This window comes from Streptomyces sp. So13.3 (assembly GCF_005860785.2).
GTDB lineage: Bacteria > Actinomycetota > Actinomycetes > Streptomycetales > Streptomycetaceae > Actinacidiphila > Actinacidiphila fildesensis.
The window spans coordinates 6697865-6714527 of record NZ_CP048835.1 but is presented as its reverse complement, the minus strand read 5'-3'; the positions used below and the strand labels follow the sequence as shown (position 1 = coordinate 6714527).

Here is a 16663-nt window from a genome sequence, read left to right as displayed (position 1 = left end):
CCCCTGGCGGGGAATCGGGCCAAGGAACAAGGGGTGGGTCCGTGGCCGTCGGGCGGGTGGGTCACCGCACAATGGTTCGGTGCCCGTATCCGTGATGTGGTCCCTCGTCGTACCGCTGAAGCCGCTCGCCGTGGCCAAGAGCCGGCTGGCGCCGGCCGCGGGGACGGTGCGGCCGGGGCTGGCGCTGGCGTTCGCCCAGGACACCGTGGCCGCCGCGCTGGCCTGCGCACAGGTGTGGAGCGTCACCGTCGTCACCGACGATCCGCTGGCGGCGGCGGAACTGGCCGCCCTGGGGGCCCGGATCGTGCCGGACGCTCCGGCGGCCGGACTCAACGCGGCTCTCGCGTACGGCGGGCACCTCATCCGGTCCGCCACTCCCGATGCGGCCGTGGCGGCCCTGAACGCCGATCTCCCGGCCCTGCGCCCGCTGGAGCTGTCCGCAGTGCTCAACAGCGCCACGAGAGCCTCAGGGAGGGCATTTCTGGCCGATGCGGCGGCGATCGGCACCACGTTGCTCACCGCGCCGCCGGGTCATGACCTGGCGCCGGCGTTCGGCGGTGCCTCCCGGGCCCGGCACCGGGCCTCCGGCGCCCGGGAGATCACGCTGCGCGGTGTGGACTCCGTGCGCCAGGACGTCGACACCCCCGCCGACCTGCGGGTGGCGCTGGCCCTGGGGGTCGGCCCGCGGACCGCGGACGTCGCCGCCGGGCTGCTCATCACCGACTGACCGGCGCGGCACCTGTCCCCACGGGAGGCCGCACGCGGTGTCGCGGCGGTGGGCGCATTCACTAGGCTTCCGGTCATGCAGGCGACCGCGTACACATACGACCCCGGGACACGTGCCGGCAGCGTGCTGCTCGACGACGGGACTCCGCTGCCGTTCGACGCGGCGGCCTTCGACGCGGGGGGCCTGCGGCTGCTGCGGCCGGGCCAGCGGGTGCGGATCCGCACCGAGGGGGACGGCGACGACCGCCGGGTGGTCTTCCTGACGCTGCAGACCTTCGCGGATCCCCAGGCGCCCAAGGCGTAGCGGCGGGCCGGGAGCCGCCGGACCTGCCGGAGAACGGCGCGGGCCGGGCTCCCTGGTGGGGAGCCCGGCCCGTCGCGGCCTGCAGGTGGTGACTACTTCTTCGCAGTCCGCTTCACAGCGGTCTTGCGGGCGGCACTCTTCTTGGCCGGGGCCTTCTTCGCCGTGGCCTTCTTGGCCGGGGCGGACTTCTTGGCGGCGGCCTTCTTGGCGGTGGCGGCCTTCTTGGCCGGGGTCGCCTTCTTCGCCGCGGCGGTGGTCTTCTTCGCCGTGGTCTTCTTGGCGGTCACCGTCTTCTTCGCGGGAGCCGCCTTCTTGGCGGTCACGGCCTTCTTCGCCGCGGTGGCCTTCTTGGCGGTGGCCTTCTTGGCCGCGGCCTTGGCGGTGGTACGGGTGGAAGCCCCGCCACTCAGGCTGCCCTTGGGCGCCTTCTTGACCGCGACATCGTTCTTCGGGAGCTTCTTGGCCCCGCTGACCAGGTCCTTGAAGCCCTGACCCGCGCGGAAGCGCGGCACCGAGGTCTTCTTGACCCGGACCCGCTCCCCGGTCTGGGGGTTGCGGGCATAGCGGGCGGGACGGTCGACCTTCTCGAACGAACCGAATCCGGTGACCGAGACCCGGTCGCCGGAGACGACCGCGCGGACGATCGCGTCGAGAACCGCGTCAACCGCGTCCGCGGCGGCCTGGCGGCCACCTACCTTGTCGGCAATCGCTTCTACGAGCTGCGCCTTGTTCACGTCTTCCCCTTCGGAAACTTTGCCCGGCGAATGAGTACGGGCTTTTTCGCACGTTAGGCGGATATATACCGCAAATCAAATACGAAACGGGCGAATCACCCTTGTGCCGCAACGAACTCGGCTCTCAGACAGTTCCTTGATCAAGAAATCTGCCCTGGTCGAGCTCCCGCAGGAAGACGTCCAGACGCCGTGCCGCACCGGCGAGATCATGCTTGGCCGCAGCAGTCACGACGAGGAGTTTCCGGTTCAACTCCAGCCTTACGTCATCGGGTACTTGGAGATTCGCGACGCGCGCGTGCGCCTCCTTCAGCCGGGCGGCGAGGACCCCGTAGAGCTCGAGTTGGCCATCGCGTTCCATGTACCGATTGTGCCATCTGCGGTGAGTTGTCGCGCACGACAGGACCAATGTCTCGTGCGACAGGGCCAATACGGTGGTCCGGGCATGCCGAAGCGCCCCCCGCGGACCGCGGAAGGCGCTTCGAAATCCGGCCGGATCCCCTCGCAGGGACGGTCAGACCTGCACGGTGCTCGGCTTGTGCGCCGGGCGGGAGCGCTCATAGGTGGTGATGTCCGCCTCGTTGGCGAGGGTCAGGCTGATGTCGTCCAGCCCTTCCAGCAGGCGCCAGCGGGCGTTGTCGTCCAGCTCGAACGCCGCGGTGATGCCCTCGGCGCGCACTTCCCTTGCCACCAGGTCGACCGTGACCTCGGCGGTCGGGTCGGCCTCGGTCAGCTTCCACAGCCGCTCGACGGTCTCCTGCGGCAGCACGACCGTGAGCAGGCCGTTCTTGAGCGAGTTGCCCCGGAAGATGTCCGCGAAGCGGGACGAGATCACGGCTTTGAAGCCGTAGTTCTGCAGCGCCCACACCGCGTGCTCGCGGGACGAGCCGGTGCCGAAGTCGAAGCCGGCGACCAACACGGTCGCCCCCGCGCGCTCGGGCAGGTTGAGAACGAATTTCTCGTCCTTGCGCCAGGCCTCGAAGAGCCCGTCCTCGAAGCCGTTGCGGGTGACCTTCTTCAGCCAGTGCGCCGGGATGATCTGGTCGGTGTCGACGTTGCTGCGGCGCAGCGGGACGGCCCGGCCGGTGTGTGTGGTGAACGCTTCCATCGGTATCAGGCCTCCACAGCGGTACGGGCGTCGGAGTCGGTCAGGTCCGCGGGCGAAGCGAGGTGCCCGAGTACCGCCGTGGCGGCGGCGACCTGCGGCGATACCAGGTGCGTACGGCCGCCCTTGCCCTGCCGTCCCTCGAAGTTGCGGTTGGAGGTGGACGCGGAGCGCTCACCAGGGGCGAGTTGGTCGGGGTTCATGCCCAGGCACATCGAGCAACCGGCGTGCCGCCATTCGGCGCCGGAAGCGGTGAAGACCTTGTCCAGGCCCTCGGCGACGGCCTGCAGGGCGACCCGGACCGAGCCGGGGACGACCAGCATGCGGACGCCGTCGGCCACCTGTCGGCCCTCGACGATGGACGCCGCGGCCCGCAGATCCTCGATCCGGCCGTTGGTGCAGGAGCCGACGAAGACGGTGTCGACCTTGACCTCGCGCAACGGCTGGCCCGCGTGAAGTCCCATGTACTCCAGGGCCTTCTCGGCGGCCTGGCGGTCGCTGGGGTCGTCGAACGACGCCGGGTCCGGCACCGAGGCGCTCAGCGGGGCGCCCTGGGCGGGGTTGGTGCCCCAGGTGACGAACGGGGCCAGTGAGGCACCGTCGATGTAGACCTCGTGGTCGAAGACCGCGTCGTCGTCGGTGCGCAGGGTCTGCCAGTACTCGACGGCGGCGTCCCAGTCCGCGCCCGTGGGGGCGTGGTCACGGCCCTGCAGATAGTCGAACGTGGTGCGGTCGGGGGCGATCATGCCGGCCCGCGCGCCCGCCTCGATCGACATGTTGCAGACGGTCATCCGGGCTTCCATCGACAGCTTCTCGATGGCCGGGCCGCGGTACTCGATGACATAGCCCTGGCCGCCGCCGGTGCCGATCTTCGCGATGATGGCGAGGATCAGGTCCTTGGCGGTGACATCGGCGGGCAGTTCGCCACCGACGGTGATCGCCATGGTCTTGGGGCGGGCCAGCGGCAGGGTCTGGGTGGCCAGAACGTGCTCGACCTGGCTGGTGCCGATGCCGAACGCGAGCGCGCCGAAGGCGCCGTGCGTGGAGGTGTGGCTGTCGCCGCACACCACGGTGGTGCCGGGCTGGGTCAGGCCCAGCTGCGGTCCCACCACGTGGACGACGCCCTGCTCGACGTCACCCAGCGGGTGCAGACGGACACCGAACTCCGCGCAGTTCTTACGCAGCGTCTCCAGCTGGGTACGGGAGACCGGGTCGGCGATCGGCTTGTCGATGTCGAGGGTCGGAGTGTTGTGGTCCTCCGTGGCGATGGTGAGATCGGTCCGCCGCACCTGGCGCCCGTTCAACCGCAGACCGTCGAAGGCCTGGGGGCTGGTCACCTCGTGCAGCAGGTGCAGATCGATGTAGAGAAGGTCGGGCTCGCCCTCGGCGCGCCGGACGACATGGTCGTCCCAGACCTTTTCCGCGAGTGTCCTACCCATCGCTGTCCCTCCGACCGGCGTCGCTGCCGGCCAACTCGTCTGATGTGGACTCCGTCCGGTCCCCTGGTTCCGGTCGGCGTCCCTGCCGTGCTCCCCAGCCTGACGCTTTCGCTGGAAAATTGAACTTGCGTTTCACAGTGTGAGACGCGAATATCGTTGCATGGACAACTCTAGCGGCGTCGGCGTTCTCGACAAGGCGGCTCTGGTGCTCAGCGCGCTGGAGTCCGGACCGGCCACCCTGGCCGGGCTTGTCGGCGCCACGGGCCTCGCCCGCCCCACCGCGCACCGCCTCGCGGTCGCGCTCGAACATCACCGGCTGGTCGCCCGTGACATGCAGGGCCGCTTCATCCTGGGCCCCCGGCTCTCCGAGCTCGCCGCCGCGGCGGGCGAGGACCGGCTGCTGGCCACGGCGGGACCGGTCCTCACCCACCTGCGGGACGTGACCGGCGAGAGCGCCCAGCTCTACCGGCGCCAGGGCGACATGCGGATCTGTGTGGCCGCCGCGGAACGGCTGTCCGGGCTGCGGGACACCGTGCCGGTCGGCTCGACGCTGCCGATGAAGGCCGGGTCCGCCGCCCAGGTCCTGATGGCATGGGAAGAGCCGGAGCGGCTGCACCGTGGTCTCCAGGGTGCCCGATTCACGGCCACCGCGCTCTCCGGCGTACGCCGCCGGGGCTGGGCCCAGTCCATCGGCGAGCGGGAGCCGGGCGTCGCCTCCGTCTCCGCGCCGGTGCGCGGGCCCTCGAACCGGGTGGTCGCCGCCGTCTCGGTCTCCGGACCGATCGAGCGGCTGACCCGGCACCCGGGCCGGATGCACGCCCAGGCCGTCATCGACGCCGCGGGACGGCTCTCCGAGGCCCTGCGCCGCAACGGCTGAGACCGCGCTTTCCCATCACCACCCGTATCGAGCGCGCCGGTGCCGGGGGCTCCGTCCAAGCCCCCGGCACCGGCGCGCACCTGTTTCCCGTCCCCGGACGGCAGCCCGCCCGGTGCGTCAGCCCGCCCGGTACGCCAGGCGCTCCTTGGCGCTCTCGCCGCGGCGGCCGACCGGAATGACCCCGGTGGCCTCGCCCAGGCCGAACGCCGGCATGTTGATGTAGACCTGCTCGTAGCTGCCCGCGGGCACCGCGTAGGTCTCGTGGAAGAAGCCGACCTTGTTCTTCCCCGCCCGCACCCGCCGGCTGAAGGCCGCCCACGCCGGGCGGTGCTCGCCGTCCTGCGCCGAGGCGTAGGCGATCAGCTGCTCACGCGACTCCCAGTACTGGGTCACCTCGAAGACCCGCGGCATGCCCAAGTGGAGCCGGAAGCCCAGCAGTCCTCTCTCCTTCTCCCGCGACAGCTCCTTGAGCATGCGCGGCATCGCCCTCATCACCGGCCACCAGCTGCGCAGGGCCCAGAAGTTGTTGATCCGCATTCCGATGAGAAAGACGATCACCTCACCCTCCACGGCGGCGGTGGTCCGGCCCTCGAACAGTTCGGCGCTCATGGTGGCTCCCCGGTGTCGATGTATTGGATAGCTTCACTATCCATGGTTGGATAGTGAAGCTATCCAAGGAAGGGCGCAAGAGGATGAAGCTCGCGGAACTGAGTGAACGCAGCGGACTCCCGGCCGCCACGATCAAGTACTACCTGCGGGAGCAACTGCTGCCCCCCGGCCGCCGGATCACCGCCACCCAGGCGGAGTACGGCGACGACCATCTGCGCCGGCTGCGCCTCGTCCGGGCCCTGATCCAGGTCGGGAGGATGCCGGTGGCCACCGCGCGCCAGGTGCTGGCGGCGGTCGAGGACGAGTCGCTGGACCAGAACACGCGGCTGGGTGCCGCCGTCTGGGCGCTGCCGCAGGGCCCGAAGCCGGTCGAGGACGATCCGGCGACCGCGGTCGCCCGGCGCGAGGTGGAGCTGCTCATGCGGCGGCTCGCCTGGCAGGAATGCCTGGACGCCGGCGAGGAGGCCCCGGCCTGGGCGACGCTCGTGGTGGCGGTGTCGGCACTGGTCCGGCTCGGATATCCCTGTGACGCCGACGACTTGGCGCCGTACGCCCGGGCCGCGGCCCAACTGGCCGTTACCGACCTGGACCTTGTCGAGGGGTTCAGCACCCCCCTCGAACAGGTCGAGGCGGCGGTCGCGCTCACCGTGCTCTACGAGCCGGTCCTGCTGAGTCTGCGCCGACTCGCGGAGGCCGAGGAGTCCAACCGCCGTTTCGGCACCGGAGATTGAGCGCCGGCCCGGCGGGGTGCGGGGACACAGCAAAGAGGCCCTCCGCCGTGGCGGAGGGCCTCTTCGATACGTACCCCCGACCGGATTCGAACCGGCGCTACTGCCGTGAGAGGGCAGCGTGCTAGGCCGCTACACAACGGGGGCTCGCACTTGCTTCAACATACGCGGTACTGCGCTGGGGTACCAGGACTCGAACCTAGACTAAGGGAACCAGAAACCCTCGTGCTGCCAATTACACCATACCCCATGGTGTGTCAAGTACCCCCGACCGGATTCGAACCGGCGCTACTGCCGTGAGAGGGCAGCGTGCTAGGCCGCTACACAACGGGGGCCCTAGCGATCCTGCATCGTCACGGTCAGGTGCGACCCGAAGGTGACGGAGAGAAGGATCTGTACCCCCGACCGGATTCGAACCGGCGCTACTGCCGTGAGAGGGCAGCGTGCTAGGCCGCTACACAACGGGGGCTCGCACTTGCTTTGTACTGCGCTGGGGTACCAGGACTCGAACCTAGAATAAGGGAACCAGAAACCCTCGTGTTGCCAATTACACCATACCCCACCAAAACACAACCCCCTGGCCGGGGGTTTGTTTGATGTTGCGCTTCCGGCCTGGCCTTTCGGCCCGGTTGGGCGGCGCAGGAAGAACATTACCCGATGGGGGACGGGGCTCCAAAACCGGTATTCGCAGCCAGCAGCGCGGGCAGCTCAGCCAGTCCGATGATCCTTCGCAGGCCCGACGGGATATCCGGTCCCGCGGCGGTGCCCCGGCGGTCCAGCCAGATGCCGAACAGACCCGCCTCGTCCGCACCACGGGCATCGATCTCGGGCTGGTCGCCGACGTACGCCACCTCGGCGGGCGGCAGGCCCAGCGCCGCGCACCCCGCCAGGAACGCCCCGGCGGCGGGCTTGCTCACCCCCAGCTCCGCCGCGCACAGCAGCACCTCGAAACGGTCCCGCAGCCCGAGCGTGCGCAGCTTGCGCTCCTGGTGGACGGTGCTGGAGTTCGACAGAACTCCCTGCCGGTAGCCGGGCGCCAGCGCCGCCACGGCGGGCGAGGCGTCCGGGAACAGGGCCCAGGCGGCCTCGTAGTGGGAGACGTAACGGGAGAAACCAGGCGGACGCCTCCGCGTCGCTCAGCGGCTCACCCAGGAACTCGCGGACCCGGTCGCGGCGCTGGCCCTCGTAGTCGACGGCTCCGTCCGCGAAACGCTGCCAGTGGCGCGCGGTGATCAACTGCCAACGACCGAGGGCCTGGCCGGCGGATTAGGATCCGCCGGCCAGGCCCTCGGCCACCACATGCTGCACAAACCCCTGCTCGTCGGCTGTCGTGAAGTCGAACAGGGTGTCGTCTACGTCCCAGAGGACCGCACGGATCGGCATGCCGCCAACCCTAGGACGGTGGCCCCGGAGCCGTCAGCCCCAGGACCGGACAGGCCCTAGCCGGCGAGCTTCGCCAGTGCGGCGTCGACGCGGGCCAGGGTGCGCTCGCGGCCGAGCACCTCCAGGGACTCGAAGAGCGGCAGGCCGACCGTGCGGCCGGTGACCGCCACGCGGACCGGGGCCTGGGCCTTGCCGAGCTTCAGGCCGTGCTCCTCGCCGGCCGCCAGCACGGCGCCCTTCAGCGACTCCGGGTCGGACCAATCCGCGTCGGCGAGCTTGGCGCGGGCGGTGCGCAGCAGGGCGTCGGAGCCCTCCTTCATCGCCTTCTGCCAGGACGCCTCGTCCTCGGCCGGCTGGTCCAGGAAGAGGAAGTCGACATTGGCCGTGATGTCCGAGAGGACCTGGAGGCGGGTCTGGGCGTACGGGGCGATGGCCTCGAAGGCCGCCTGGTCGAACGCCTCGGGGGCCCAGGGTGCGAACGGCGCCTTCAGCCACGGGGCACAGGCCGCCATGAACGCCTTCACGTCCAGCATCCGCAGGTGCTCGGCGTTGATGTGCTCGCACTTCTTGAGGTCGAAGCGCGCCGGGTTGGCGTTGACGTCCGCGATGTCGAAGGCCGCGACCATCTCCTCCATCGAGAAGAGGTCCTGGTCGGCCGAGAGGGACCAGCCGAGCAGCGACAGGTAGTTGAGCAGACCCTCTGGCAGGAAGCCGCGCTCGCGGTACAGGTTGAGCGAGGACTCCGGGTCGCGCTTGGAGAGCTTCTTGTTGCCCTCACCCATGACGTACGGGAGGTGGCCGAACGCCGGGGTGGTGCCGTTGCCGACGCCGATCTCGGCGAGGGCGCCGTAGAGCGCGATCTGCCGCGGGGTGGAGGACAGCAGGTCCTCGCCGCGCAGCACGTGCGTGATCTCCATCAGCGCGTCGTCCACCGGGTTGACCAGCGTGTAGAGCGGCGCCCCGTTGGCCCGGACGATGCCGAAGTCGGGCACGTTCTCCGGGGTGAAGGTCAGCTCGCCGCGCACCAGGTCGGTGAAGGTGATCGGCGCGTCCGGCATCCGGAAGCGGACGATCGACGTGCGGCCCTCGGCCTGGTAGGCCGCGATCTGCTCGGCGCCGAGGTCACGGCAGTGGCCGTCGTAGCCGGACGGCTTGCCTGCGGCGCGGGCGGCGGCCCGGCGGGCGTCCAGCTCGGGCGTGGTGCAGTAGCAGTCGTAGGCGTGCCCGGCGTCCTGGAGCTTCTTCGCGACGTCCGCGTAGATGTCCATGCGCTCGGACTGCCGGTACGGGGCGTGCGGGCCGCCGACCTCGGGACCCTCGTCCCAGTCGAAGCCGAGCCAGCGCATCGCGTCGAGCAGCTGCTGGTAGGACTCCTCGGAGTCCCGGGCCGCGTCGGTGTCCTCGATACGGAAGATCAGTTTGCCCTGGTGGTGCCGGGCGAACGCCCAGTTGAACAGGGCGGTGCGGACCAGGCCCACATGCGGGTTGCCGGTCGGCGAGGGACAGAAACGGACGCGTACGGGGGATGCGCTAGCCACGCTTGATCACCTTGTTGGTGAGAGTGCCGATGCCTTCGATGGAGACGGCGACCTCGTCGCCGACGTTGAGCGGTCCGACGCCTGCCGGGGTGCCGGTGAGGATGACGTCGCCCGGGAGCAGCGTCATCGCCTCGGTGATGTGCACGATCAGGTCCTCGATCGAGCGGACCATCTGGCTGGTCCGGCCCGCCTGGCGCAGTTCGCCGTTGACCGTGGCCGTGATGGCCAGGTCGGAGGGGTCCAGATCGGTCTCGATCCAGGGGCCGAGGGGGCACGCGGAGTCGAAGCCCTTGGCGCGGGCCCACTGGCCCTCGGCGCGCTGCGCGTCACGTGCGGTGACGTCGTTGGCGCAGGTGTAGCCGAGGATGACGTCCTTGACGCGTTCGCGCGGGACCTCGCGGCACAGCCGGCTGATCACGACGGCCAGCTCGGCCTCGTGGTGCACCTCGTTCGAGAACGAGGGGTACACGATCGGGTCACCGGATCCGACCACGGAAGTGGACGGCTTGAAGAAGGCGACCGGGACCGCGGGGACCTCGTTGCCCAGTTCCGCGGCGTGTTCGGCGTAGTTGCGGCCGATGGCGACGACCTTGTTCGGGAGCACCGGCGGAAGGAGCCGGACCTTGCTCAGCGGCACCTTGGTGCCGGAGAGCTCGAATTCGGCGAACGGGATGCCCTTGATGATGTCGAGGACGAGACCGTCGGGGACGGTCGGGTCGCCCTCGACCGCGCCGAAGGCGACATTGCCGTCGATGGAGAACCTGGCGATGCGCACGGGAAGCTGCTGCCCCTCACTGGCCGAAGACTGGATCTCTCCAGGTTAACGTGAGGCCCCGGGCGCACCCTGCTGATTTCCGCCGCTGCCCGTGGTTCAGGCGGTGGGCGCGTCCATGAGGATCGTGCGGCGCGGGTTGGCCGTCTGCTGCGGCAGCTCGTCGCCGATGATGTCCTCGGCCGCGATCACCGGGGCCTGCAGTTCCTCGGCATCCTTGAGGTGCATGAGGGTGGTGCGGCGCGGGTTGGCGATCGGGCGGAACAGCATGGTGGTCTTCATGGGGTGTCTGGGCCTCAGGGGGTCGGGGCGCCGGTTGCGACGCGGGTCTGCGGGGTCACCTGGGTGCACTGGTTTACAGAACGCTGCCGTGCGTAAAGATCCAGGCTAGTGGCGACAGTTCCCCGATTTACGCGACCCAGGCAACGATCTCGTTGTGATTTTGCTCACGAACTACCCGGCATAAGGCCCGAATCGGGCGGTCCGCGCCCCTCCACCAAGCGGACATTACGGGAGTTCACGGACCTTACCCTCCACCCGGACACGAGCCGTTCGCCCTGCCCGGAGCGCCCTTCGGTGCCCAAAAGTTCCAGAATCGCGGGCTTTCGCCGAAACGGACCTGAACGCTCTGTGCCCGGACCGGCGCAGTCAGTCACTCATGTCATTGACTGGGCTGCGGCCCTTGTTGGAGATCCTGCACTGTGCTGGAATTCCCCGGACCGCCACATCAATCGAAGCCAGCGCGTCAGGGGGCGCGTACGAGCATCGAGTGGCGGTGAAGGGCATCGTCGGTCATCCCTACTCCGGGATCACCGGGGCCCCCATGACTCGACACCGTCCCGCCGCACATGCGGGGGACGCCTGGTCCAGAGGTTGCGACGCTAGTGCAGGGACGTTTCAAGAGGGACAGCGGCGCTGCGGGCGACCCGGAGCAGCCCGGCGGAGCCAACAGCGGTCCGTCGCCGCAGCGATCCGACGACGCCGTGAACACCGCGGCCGCCGGACGCTCAAGCACGCACAGCGGCATCGACGCCGGCCGGATCACGGGCGGTGTCGGTAAGCCAGGCCCCCGAATAGCCATGCGCAACTGGAGGATCAGCACCCGTCTGATCTCTCTGCTCGCCCTGCCGGTGGTCGCGGCCACCTCGCTCGGTGCGCTGCGTATCTCCAGCTCGCTGGACAACATCGCCCAGCTCGAGCACATGAAGCAGCTCACCGAGATCACCGAGCACGCGACCGACCTCGCCGGCGCGCTGCAGGAGGAACGGGACCGCTCCGCGGGACCGATGTCCTCCGGCACCGGCAAGAGCGACGACGCCGTCGGCGCCTCCCGGGAGACGACCGACCGTTACCGCAAGCTCTTCCAGAGCACCACCGACGACGTCGACCCGAACGACCAGGTCTTCGTCGGTGTCCGCTCCACCCTGCTCGCGATCGAGCAGCAGCTCGGCAGCATCAACGAGATCCGTGACCAGGCCTACCAGCAGCCGCAGTACATCGCGCTGACGGTCAACAAGTACGACTCGCTGATCCAGTCGCTGCTCTCGCTGTCCCAGGACATGGCGCAGGCGACCAGCAACCAGGAAATGATCCGCAGCACCCGCGCGCTGGCCGCGTTCTCCTCCGCCAAGGAGTTCGAATCCATCCAGCGCGCGGTGATCAGCGCCGCGCTCGCCCCGCAGGGCGGCGTCACGCTCTCGGAGAACGACTGGCAGTACGCGAAGGCCGCCGCGCAGTCCGAGAAGACCGCGCTGACCCGGTTCGGGAAGATCTACGGCGGCGCCGACTCCGTCGAGCTGATGGCCCCCCTCGAGGGCGGCAACGACACGATCAAGAACCACGACACCAACGCCACCCGGATCCTGAACTCCAAGGGCGGCATCAACACCTTCCAGGCCACCGGAGCCACCTACCGCGACTGGGACGACGCCGCCCGGAGCAAGATCCAGGCGATGACCAACATCGAGCGGTCGCTGCTCAACGAGATGCAGCAGCAGGCCCTCAAGCTGCGGGGCGAGGCCCAGCGCCAGGCGATCATCGACGGTGCGATCATCCTGATCGTCCTCGGTGTCGCCGTCGTCGGCGCCTTCATCGTGGCCCGCTCGATGATCCGCTCCCTGCGCCGGCTGCAGGAGACCGCCCAGGACGTCGCCCAGAAGCGGCTGCCCGAGCTGGTCAAGCAGCTGTCGGAGTCCGACCCGCAGGACGTCGACACGTCCGTCGTCTCGATCGGTATCCACAGCCGGGACGAGATCGGCCAGGTCGCCCGCGCGTTCGACGAGGTCCACAGCGAGGCCGTCCGGCTCGCCGCCGAGCAGGCGCTCCTGCGAGGCAACGTCAACGCGATGTTCACCAACCTCTCGCGCCGCAGCCAGGGCCTCATCCAGCGCCAGCTCTCGCTCATCTCCGAGCTGGAGAGCCGCGAGCAGGACCCGGACCAGCTGTCCAGCCTCTTCAAGCTCGACCACCTCGCGACCCGTATGCGCCGGAACGGCGAGAACCTCCTCGTCCTCGCCGGTGAGGAGCCGGGCCGCCGCTGGACCCGCCCGGTCCCGCTGGTCGACGTGCTCCGTGCCGCCGCCTCCGAGGTGGAGCAGTACGAGCGCATCGAGCTCACCTCGGTGCCCGCCGCCGAGGTCACCGGCCGTATCGTCAACGACCTCGTCCACCTGCTCGCCGAGCTGCTGGAGAACGCCACCTCGTTCTCCTCCCCGCAGACCAAGGTGAAGGTCACCGGCCACGCGCTGCCGGACGGCCGGGTGCTCATCGAGATCCACGACACCGGCATCGGGCTCTCGCCCGAGGACCTGTCGGACATCAACGAGCGGCTCGCGAACCCGCCGACCGTGGACGTCTCGGTCTCCCGCCGCATGGGCCTGTTCGTGGTCGGCCGGCTGTCCCTGCGACACGGCATCCGCATCCAGCTGCGCCCGTCGGACTCCGGCGGCACCACCGCGCTCGTCATGCTGCCGGTGGACGTCACGCAGGGCGGCCAGAACGCCAAGAACGCGGCCGCAGGCAAGCGCGGCCCGATCGCGACGGGCATGCCCGGTACGCCCAACGGCCCCGGCGCCCCCGCCACCAACGCCTTCGGTGCCCCCGCCGGTCCCGCGGGACAGGTCGGCTTTCTACCGCCGCAGCGCGGCCAGGTCGCGGGCGGCGGGCAGCGCCCGGCGCTGAACTCCGGCGGCGGCCCCGGCCTCGGTGGCCAGGGCGGCACCGGCACCCGGCGCGGCGGCCAGCACAACGGCCAGCCGCAGGGCCAGCCGCAGCCGTCCGGACCGAGCTGGGCGCAGGGCGGCCAGCCCCCGCAGGGCCAGCCGCAGCGCAGCGGGAACCCGCAGCAGGGCTTCCCCGCTCCGGCCGACCGCGGCCCGGCGATGGACGCTCCGCGCGGCCACGAGGACGTGGAGTCCACCGCCAGGTTCGAGCGCCCCGACTTCGACGGCCCGCCGCCCGGCTCACGCCCGGCACCGCAGCAGCCGCAGCCGCGGGGCGACTACCAGCGCCCGAACCCGGGTGCCGGCTCCCGGCAGGACGCCGGTCTGCCGCTCGGCGACCCGTTCTCCCCGACGAACAACCCGTACCCCGCGCCCACCGCGCAGGACGCGGGCCCCGGCGGCTTCCGTTCCGACGTCTTCGGCGGAGCACCGGGCCCGGCCCCGGTACGCGGCGGGGCTCGCCCCGACGGGTACCAGCCGGAGTCCACGGGTGAGTTCCAGCGCCCCGCGCAGCCCGACAACAGCGGTACCGGCGAGTTCCCGCTGCCGGCCGGCCGGCAGCAGGCCGGCCCCGGCTACCCCGACGGCCGGACCGACACCGGGCAGTTCCCGGTGGTCGGCACTCCCCCGGCGGGCGACCGGTCGCTGACCGAGCCGTACCCGGGCCAGAACGTCCCGGCCCAGGGTCTGCCGCAGCGCGGCGGGCCTCCGGCCGCGGGCGGGTTCAACGGGAACCGGCCGCCGCAGCAGGGCCAGCCGTCGCAGAACGGCCAGCAGGGCAATCAGCAGCAGGGTTACCCACAGCAGGCCAACCGGCAGCCGAACCGCGGCGTCGAGCCGCAACTGCCGCCGGTCAACGAGCCGATGGCACTGCCGCCGGCCCCGCCGCGCGGTGACGAGCCCACGCCGATCTTCGCAACGATGGAGTCCGACTGGTTCCGTACCGGTCAGGCCGAGCGGATGCAGCAGGTGCACGTGGAACGGGCGGCGCCCGCCGCTCCCACCGCCGCCGCGCCCGCGGCTCCGGCCCGTCCCGCTCCGCAGCCCCGGCAGACGCCGCCGGCCCAGCCGCAGCAGCAGCCCCAGCGGGCCCGGGCCGAACAGCCCGCACCGGCTCCGGTCCAGGCGCGGCCGGTCACTCCGGCCCAGCCGACCCAGCCGGCGCCCCGGGAGACGCCGAACTGGCGCACCTCTCCCAACGACGAACTCCGGCAGCGGGCCGAACAGGTCCGCGAGCCGTCGGCGGGCGGGGTCACTCCCTCCGGTCTGCCGCGCCGGGTACCCAAGGCCAACCTGGTCGCAGGCGGGGCAACCCCCCAGCAGGCGCCGCAGGGCGGTCCTCAGGTCTCCCGGGCGCCCGACGATGTGCGCGGCCGGCTGACGAACCTCCGGCGTGGCATCCAGCAGGGCCGCGAGGCAGGCAATGGCAACACCGACGGCCGGGGCTTCGGCACGAATAACCAGGAGCGATAGTTGAGTGCGATGAGCCAGGCGGCACAGAATCTGAACTGGTTGATCACCAACTTCGTGGACAACACCCCTGGGGTGTCCCACACGGTGGTGGTCTCCGCCGACGGCCTGCTGCTCGCGATGTCCGAGGGTTTCCCTCGTGACCGCGCCGACCAGCTCGCCGCCGTCGCCTCCGGCCTGACCTCGCTCACCGCCGGAGCCTCCCGCATCTTCGAAGGCGGCGCCGTCAACCAGACGGTCGTGGAGATGGAACGCGGATTCCTCTTCCTCATGTCCGTCTCCGAGGGTTCCTCGATCGCCGTACTCGCTCACCCCGAGTGCGACATCGGCCTCGTCGGGTACGAGATGGCCCTGCTGGTCGACCGGACCGGGACCGTCCTCACCCCCGACCTCCGCTCCGAACTCCAGGGCAGCCTGATGCACTGACTGCTCTGATCACGTTTTCACCGCACGATGCGTACTTCCTGCACCGAGACCGTTTTGCCCGGACACGGAGGACCCTCATGACCCCGCCACCCGCCTCGCCGGGCCCGTACGGCGCGTCCCACCACGCGCCGTACGGGGATGAAGGCGACCAGCCGCTGGTGCGGCCGTACGCCATGACCGGTGGCCGTACCCGGCCGCGCTACCAGCTCGCCATCGAGGCGCTGGTCAGCACCACGGCCGATGCGGGCCAGTACCAGGGGCTGCTCCCCGAACACCAGCGGATCTGCCACCTCTGCCGGGAGATCAAGTCGGTCGCGGAGATCTCCGCGCTGCTGGGATTCCCGCTCGGCGTGGCCCGCATTCTCGTGGCCGACCTCGCCGAGGCCGGCATGGTCGCTATCCACCAGCCGGGCAGTGGCGAGGCCGGCGGACAGCCTGATGTGACACTGCTCGAAAGGGTGCTCAGTGGACTTCGCAAGCTCTAGACCGCAACCGCAGGCGGCTTACGGCCCGCCTGTGGCCCGGTCCACCACCTCGGCCAAGATCGTGGTGGCGGGCGGCTTCGGCGTGGGCAAGACCACGTTCGTCGGCGCGGTCTCGGAGATCAACCCGCTGCGCACGGAGGCCGTCATGACCTCCGCGTCGGCCGGGATCGACGACCTCAGCCACGTCCAGGACAAGACGACCACCACGGTGGCGATGGACTTCGGCCGAATCACCCTCGATGACGACCTGATCCTGTACCTGTTCGGTACGCCGGGCCAGGACCGCTTCTGGTTCATGTGGGACGACCTGGTGCGGGGCGCGATCGGCGCCGTCGTGCTGGTCGACACCCGCAGGCTGGCGGACTGTTTCCCGGCCGTGGACTACTTCGAGAACAGCGGCCTGCCGTTCGTCGTCGCCCTCAACGGTTTCGAGGGCCACCAGCCCTACCGGCCGGAGGAAGTACGCGAGGCGCTGCAGATCGGGCCCGAGGCTCCGATCATCACCACGGACGCCCGCCACCGCGGCGAGGCGAAGAGCGCGTTGATCACGCTCGTGGAGCACGCATTGCTGGCTCGACTCAAGTAAGCCTTCATGGTTGCCAGTTGTCCCCAGGACCGGCTGTGTCATTTGACACGGCCGGTTCTTGCGTTCATAACGTTTCGACAGAGAATCGACGGGTGGCGAACACCCCCCGCGCTCGACTGGTTCCGTTGCGGTGATACCAGTCGTGCGATTTGGCACCCCAAAGAGCTTATGCCCTATTTATGTCAACGTGTTCGAGTGTTCGTTGCACTTTGTACGACGTTTGGCTACTACCCCCATGACGTGCTGAAATTCGCAGAACCCGA

At 70.1% G+C, this 16663-nt stretch carries 16 protein-coding genes, 5 tRNA genes and 1 pseudogene; 8 read left to right on the top strand and 14 right to left on the bottom strand.

Translation table 11 applies throughout. From position 1 onward, the window contains the following. The first annotated feature begins 91 nt into the window (after positions 1-91). Together cofC and C8250_RS30105 are read left to right on the top strand one after the other, a co-directional pair. Positions 92-727, top strand: coding sequence for a 2-phospho-L-lactate guanylyltransferase (gene cofC / locus C8250_RS30110; RefSeq protein WP_138356500.1), 636 nt, complete (start codon positions 92-94; stop codon positions 725-727). Positions 728-802: 75 nt separating this feature from the next. Continuing rightward, the gene (locus C8250_RS30105) at positions 803-1030 is read left to right on the top strand and encodes a hypothetical protein (RefSeq protein WP_138356484.1); all 228 of its coding nucleotides are present in this window, start codon (positions 803-805) and stop codon (positions 1028-1030) included. 92 nt (positions 1031-1122) lie between these two features. Here the strand turns inward: C8250_RS30105 and C8250_RS30100 are convergent, their stop codons facing one another. From C8250_RS30100 to leuC, 4 genes are all read right to left on the bottom strand, one after another. Continuing rightward, positions 1123-1764 carry an HU family DNA-binding protein gene (locus C8250_RS30100; RefSeq protein WP_138356485.1) on the bottom strand — a complete coding sequence of 214 codons (642 nt, stop codon included), beginning with the start codon at positions 1762-1764 and terminating at the stop codon, positions 1123-1125. A gap of 124 nt (positions 1765-1888) precedes the next feature. Next, a complete protein-coding gene (locus C8250_RS30095) occupies positions 1889-2122 on the bottom strand; it encodes a hypothetical protein (RefSeq protein WP_138356486.1) in 234 nt (77 codons plus the stop codon). Between the two features lie 153 nt (positions 2123-2275). Next, complete coding sequence (leuD, locus tag C8250_RS30090) at positions 2276-2869, bottom strand: 3-isopropylmalate dehydratase small subunit (protein ID WP_138356487.1); 594 nt, start codon at positions 2867-2869, stop codon at positions 2276-2278. A 5-nt stretch (positions 2870-2874) separates the two neighbouring features. Then, positions 2875-4305 carry a 3-isopropylmalate dehydratase large subunit gene (gene leuC, locus C8250_RS30085; RefSeq protein ID WP_138356488.1) on the bottom strand — a complete coding sequence of 477 codons (1431 nt, stop codon included), beginning with the start codon at positions 4303-4305 and terminating at the stop codon, positions 2875-2877. 160 nt (positions 4306-4465) lie between these two features. On the opposite strand from leuC, the gene ndgR reads away from it, so the two are divergent. Then, positions 4466-5182, top strand: coding sequence for an IclR family transcriptional regulator NdgR (ndgR, locus tag C8250_RS30080; RefSeq protein WP_138356489.1), 717 nt, complete (start codon positions 4466-4468; stop codon positions 5180-5182). Positions 5183-5299: 117 nt separating this feature from the next. Here the strand turns inward: ndgR and C8250_RS30075 are convergent, their stop codons facing one another. Further along, entirely contained in the window at positions 5300-5791 is a 492-nt protein-coding gene (locus tag C8250_RS30075) for a DUF4188 domain-containing protein (protein ID WP_138356490.1), read from the bottom strand. An 83-nt stretch (positions 5792-5874) separates the two neighbouring features. Between C8250_RS30075 and C8250_RS30070 the strand changes: the two genes are divergently transcribed. Further along, complete coding sequence (locus C8250_RS30070; protein ID WP_187145332.1) at positions 5875-6522, top strand: MerR family transcriptional regulator; 648 nt, start codon at positions 5875-5877, stop codon at positions 6520-6522. A gap of 71 nt (positions 6523-6593) precedes the next feature. On the opposite strand, the gene C8250_RS30065 is transcribed toward C8250_RS30070, so the two are convergent. The 9 genes and pseudogenes from C8250_RS30065 to C8250_RS30025 all read right to left on the bottom strand — a co-directional run bounded on the left by C8250_RS30065 (position 6594) and on the right by C8250_RS30025 (position 10494). Next, positions 6594-6666, bottom strand: a tRNA-Glu gene (locus C8250_RS30065). 31 nt (positions 6667-6697) lie between these two features. Continuing rightward, positions 6698-6769 (bottom strand) — tRNA-Gln (locus tag C8250_RS30060). Between the two features lie 12 nt (positions 6770-6781). After that, a tRNA-Glu gene (locus C8250_RS30055) sits at positions 6782-6854 on the bottom strand. A 61-nt stretch (positions 6855-6915) separates the two neighbouring features. Next, positions 6916-6988: transfer RNA gene (locus C8250_RS30050), tRNA-Glu, on the bottom strand. A 21-nt stretch (positions 6989-7009) separates the two neighbouring features. Beyond that, positions 7010-7081 (bottom strand) — tRNA-Gln (locus C8250_RS30045). Between the two features lie 88 nt (positions 7082-7169). After that, positions 7170-7902 (bottom strand): annotated as a pseudogene (locus C8250_RS30040) (HAD family hydrolase). 56 nt (positions 7903-7958) lie between these two features. Next, positions 7959-9440, bottom strand: coding sequence for a glutamate--tRNA ligase (gltX, locus tag C8250_RS30035; protein WP_138356492.1), 1482 nt, complete (start codon positions 9438-9440; stop codon positions 7959-7961). After that, on the bottom strand, positions 9433-10215 hold the full coding sequence (locus C8250_RS30030) for a fumarylacetoacetate hydrolase family protein (RefSeq protein WP_138356493.1): 783 nt from the start codon (positions 10213-10215) through the stop codon (positions 9433-9435). Before C8250_RS30030 ends, gltX begins: the two co-directional genes overlap by 8 nt. Positions 10216-10311: 96 nt before the next feature. Further along, positions 10312-10494, bottom strand: coding sequence for a hypothetical protein (locus tag C8250_RS30025; protein ID WP_138356494.1), 183 nt, complete (start codon positions 10492-10494; stop codon positions 10312-10314). A gap of 602 nt (positions 10495-11096) precedes the next feature. Here C8250_RS30025 and C8250_RS30020 point away from each other — a divergent pair. The 4 genes from C8250_RS30020 to C8250_RS30005 all read left to right on the top strand — a co-directional run bounded on the left by C8250_RS30020 (position 11097) and on the right by C8250_RS30005 (position 16400). Beyond that, positions 11097-14906 carry a nitrate- and nitrite sensing domain-containing protein gene (locus C8250_RS30020; protein ID WP_187145033.1) on the top strand — a complete coding sequence of 1270 codons (3810 nt, stop codon included), beginning with the start codon at positions 11097-11099 and terminating at the stop codon, positions 14904-14906. 9 nt (positions 14907-14915) lie between these two features. Then, positions 14916-15329 (top strand): roadblock/LC7 domain-containing protein, encoded by a 414-nt coding sequence (locus C8250_RS30015; protein ID WP_138358229.1) that lies wholly within the window; start codon positions 14916-14918, stop codon positions 15327-15329. A gap of 77 nt (positions 15330-15406) precedes the next feature. Continuing rightward, entirely contained in the window at positions 15407-15814 is a 408-nt protein-coding gene (locus C8250_RS30010; protein WP_138358185.1) for a DUF742 domain-containing protein, read from the top strand. A 31-nt stretch (positions 15815-15845) separates the two neighbouring features. Further along, on the top strand, positions 15846-16400 hold the full coding sequence (locus C8250_RS30005) for an ATP/GTP-binding protein (RefSeq protein ID WP_138358186.1): 555 nt from the start codon (positions 15846-15848) through the stop codon (positions 16398-16400). Positions 16401-16663: the final 263 nt, after the last annotated feature.

Coding starts and splice junctions, on each gene's coding strand:
- C8250_RS30105 (WP_138356484.1), top strand. CDS start 803: ATGCAGGCGACCGCGTACACATACGACCCCGGGACACGTGCCGGCAGC.
- C8250_RS30095 (WP_138356486.1), bottom strand. CDS start 2,122: ATGGAACGCGATGGCCAACTCGAGCTCTACGGGGTCCTCGCCGCCCGG.
- leuD (WP_138356487.1), bottom strand. CDS start 2,869: ATGGAAGCGTTCACCACACACACCGGCCGGGCCGTCCCGCTGCGCCGC.
- leuC (WP_138356488.1), bottom strand. CDS start 4,305: ATGGGTAGGACACTCGCGGAAAAGGTCTGGGACGACCATGTCGTCCGG.
- ndgR (WP_138356489.1), top strand. CDS start 4,466: ATGGACAACTCTAGCGGCGTCGGCGTTCTCGACAAGGCGGCTCTGGTG.
- C8250_RS30075 (WP_138356490.1), bottom strand. CDS start 5,791: ATGAGCGCCGAACTGTTCGAGGGCCGGACCACCGCCGCCGTGGAGGGT.
- C8250_RS30070 (WP_187145332.1), top strand. CDS start 5,875: ATGAAGCTCGCGGAACTGAGTGAACGCAGCGGACTCCCGGCCGCCACG.
- C8250_RS30025 (WP_138356494.1), bottom strand. CDS start 10,494: ATGAAGACCACCATGCTGTTCCGCCCGATCGCCAACCCGCGCCGCACC.
- C8250_RS30015 (WP_138358229.1), top strand. CDS start 14,916: ATGAGCCAGGCGGCACAGAATCTGAACTGGTTGATCACCAACTTCGTG.
- C8250_RS30010 (WP_138358185.1), top strand. CDS start 15,407: ATGACCCCGCCACCCGCCTCGCCGGGCCCGTACGGCGCGTCCCACCAC.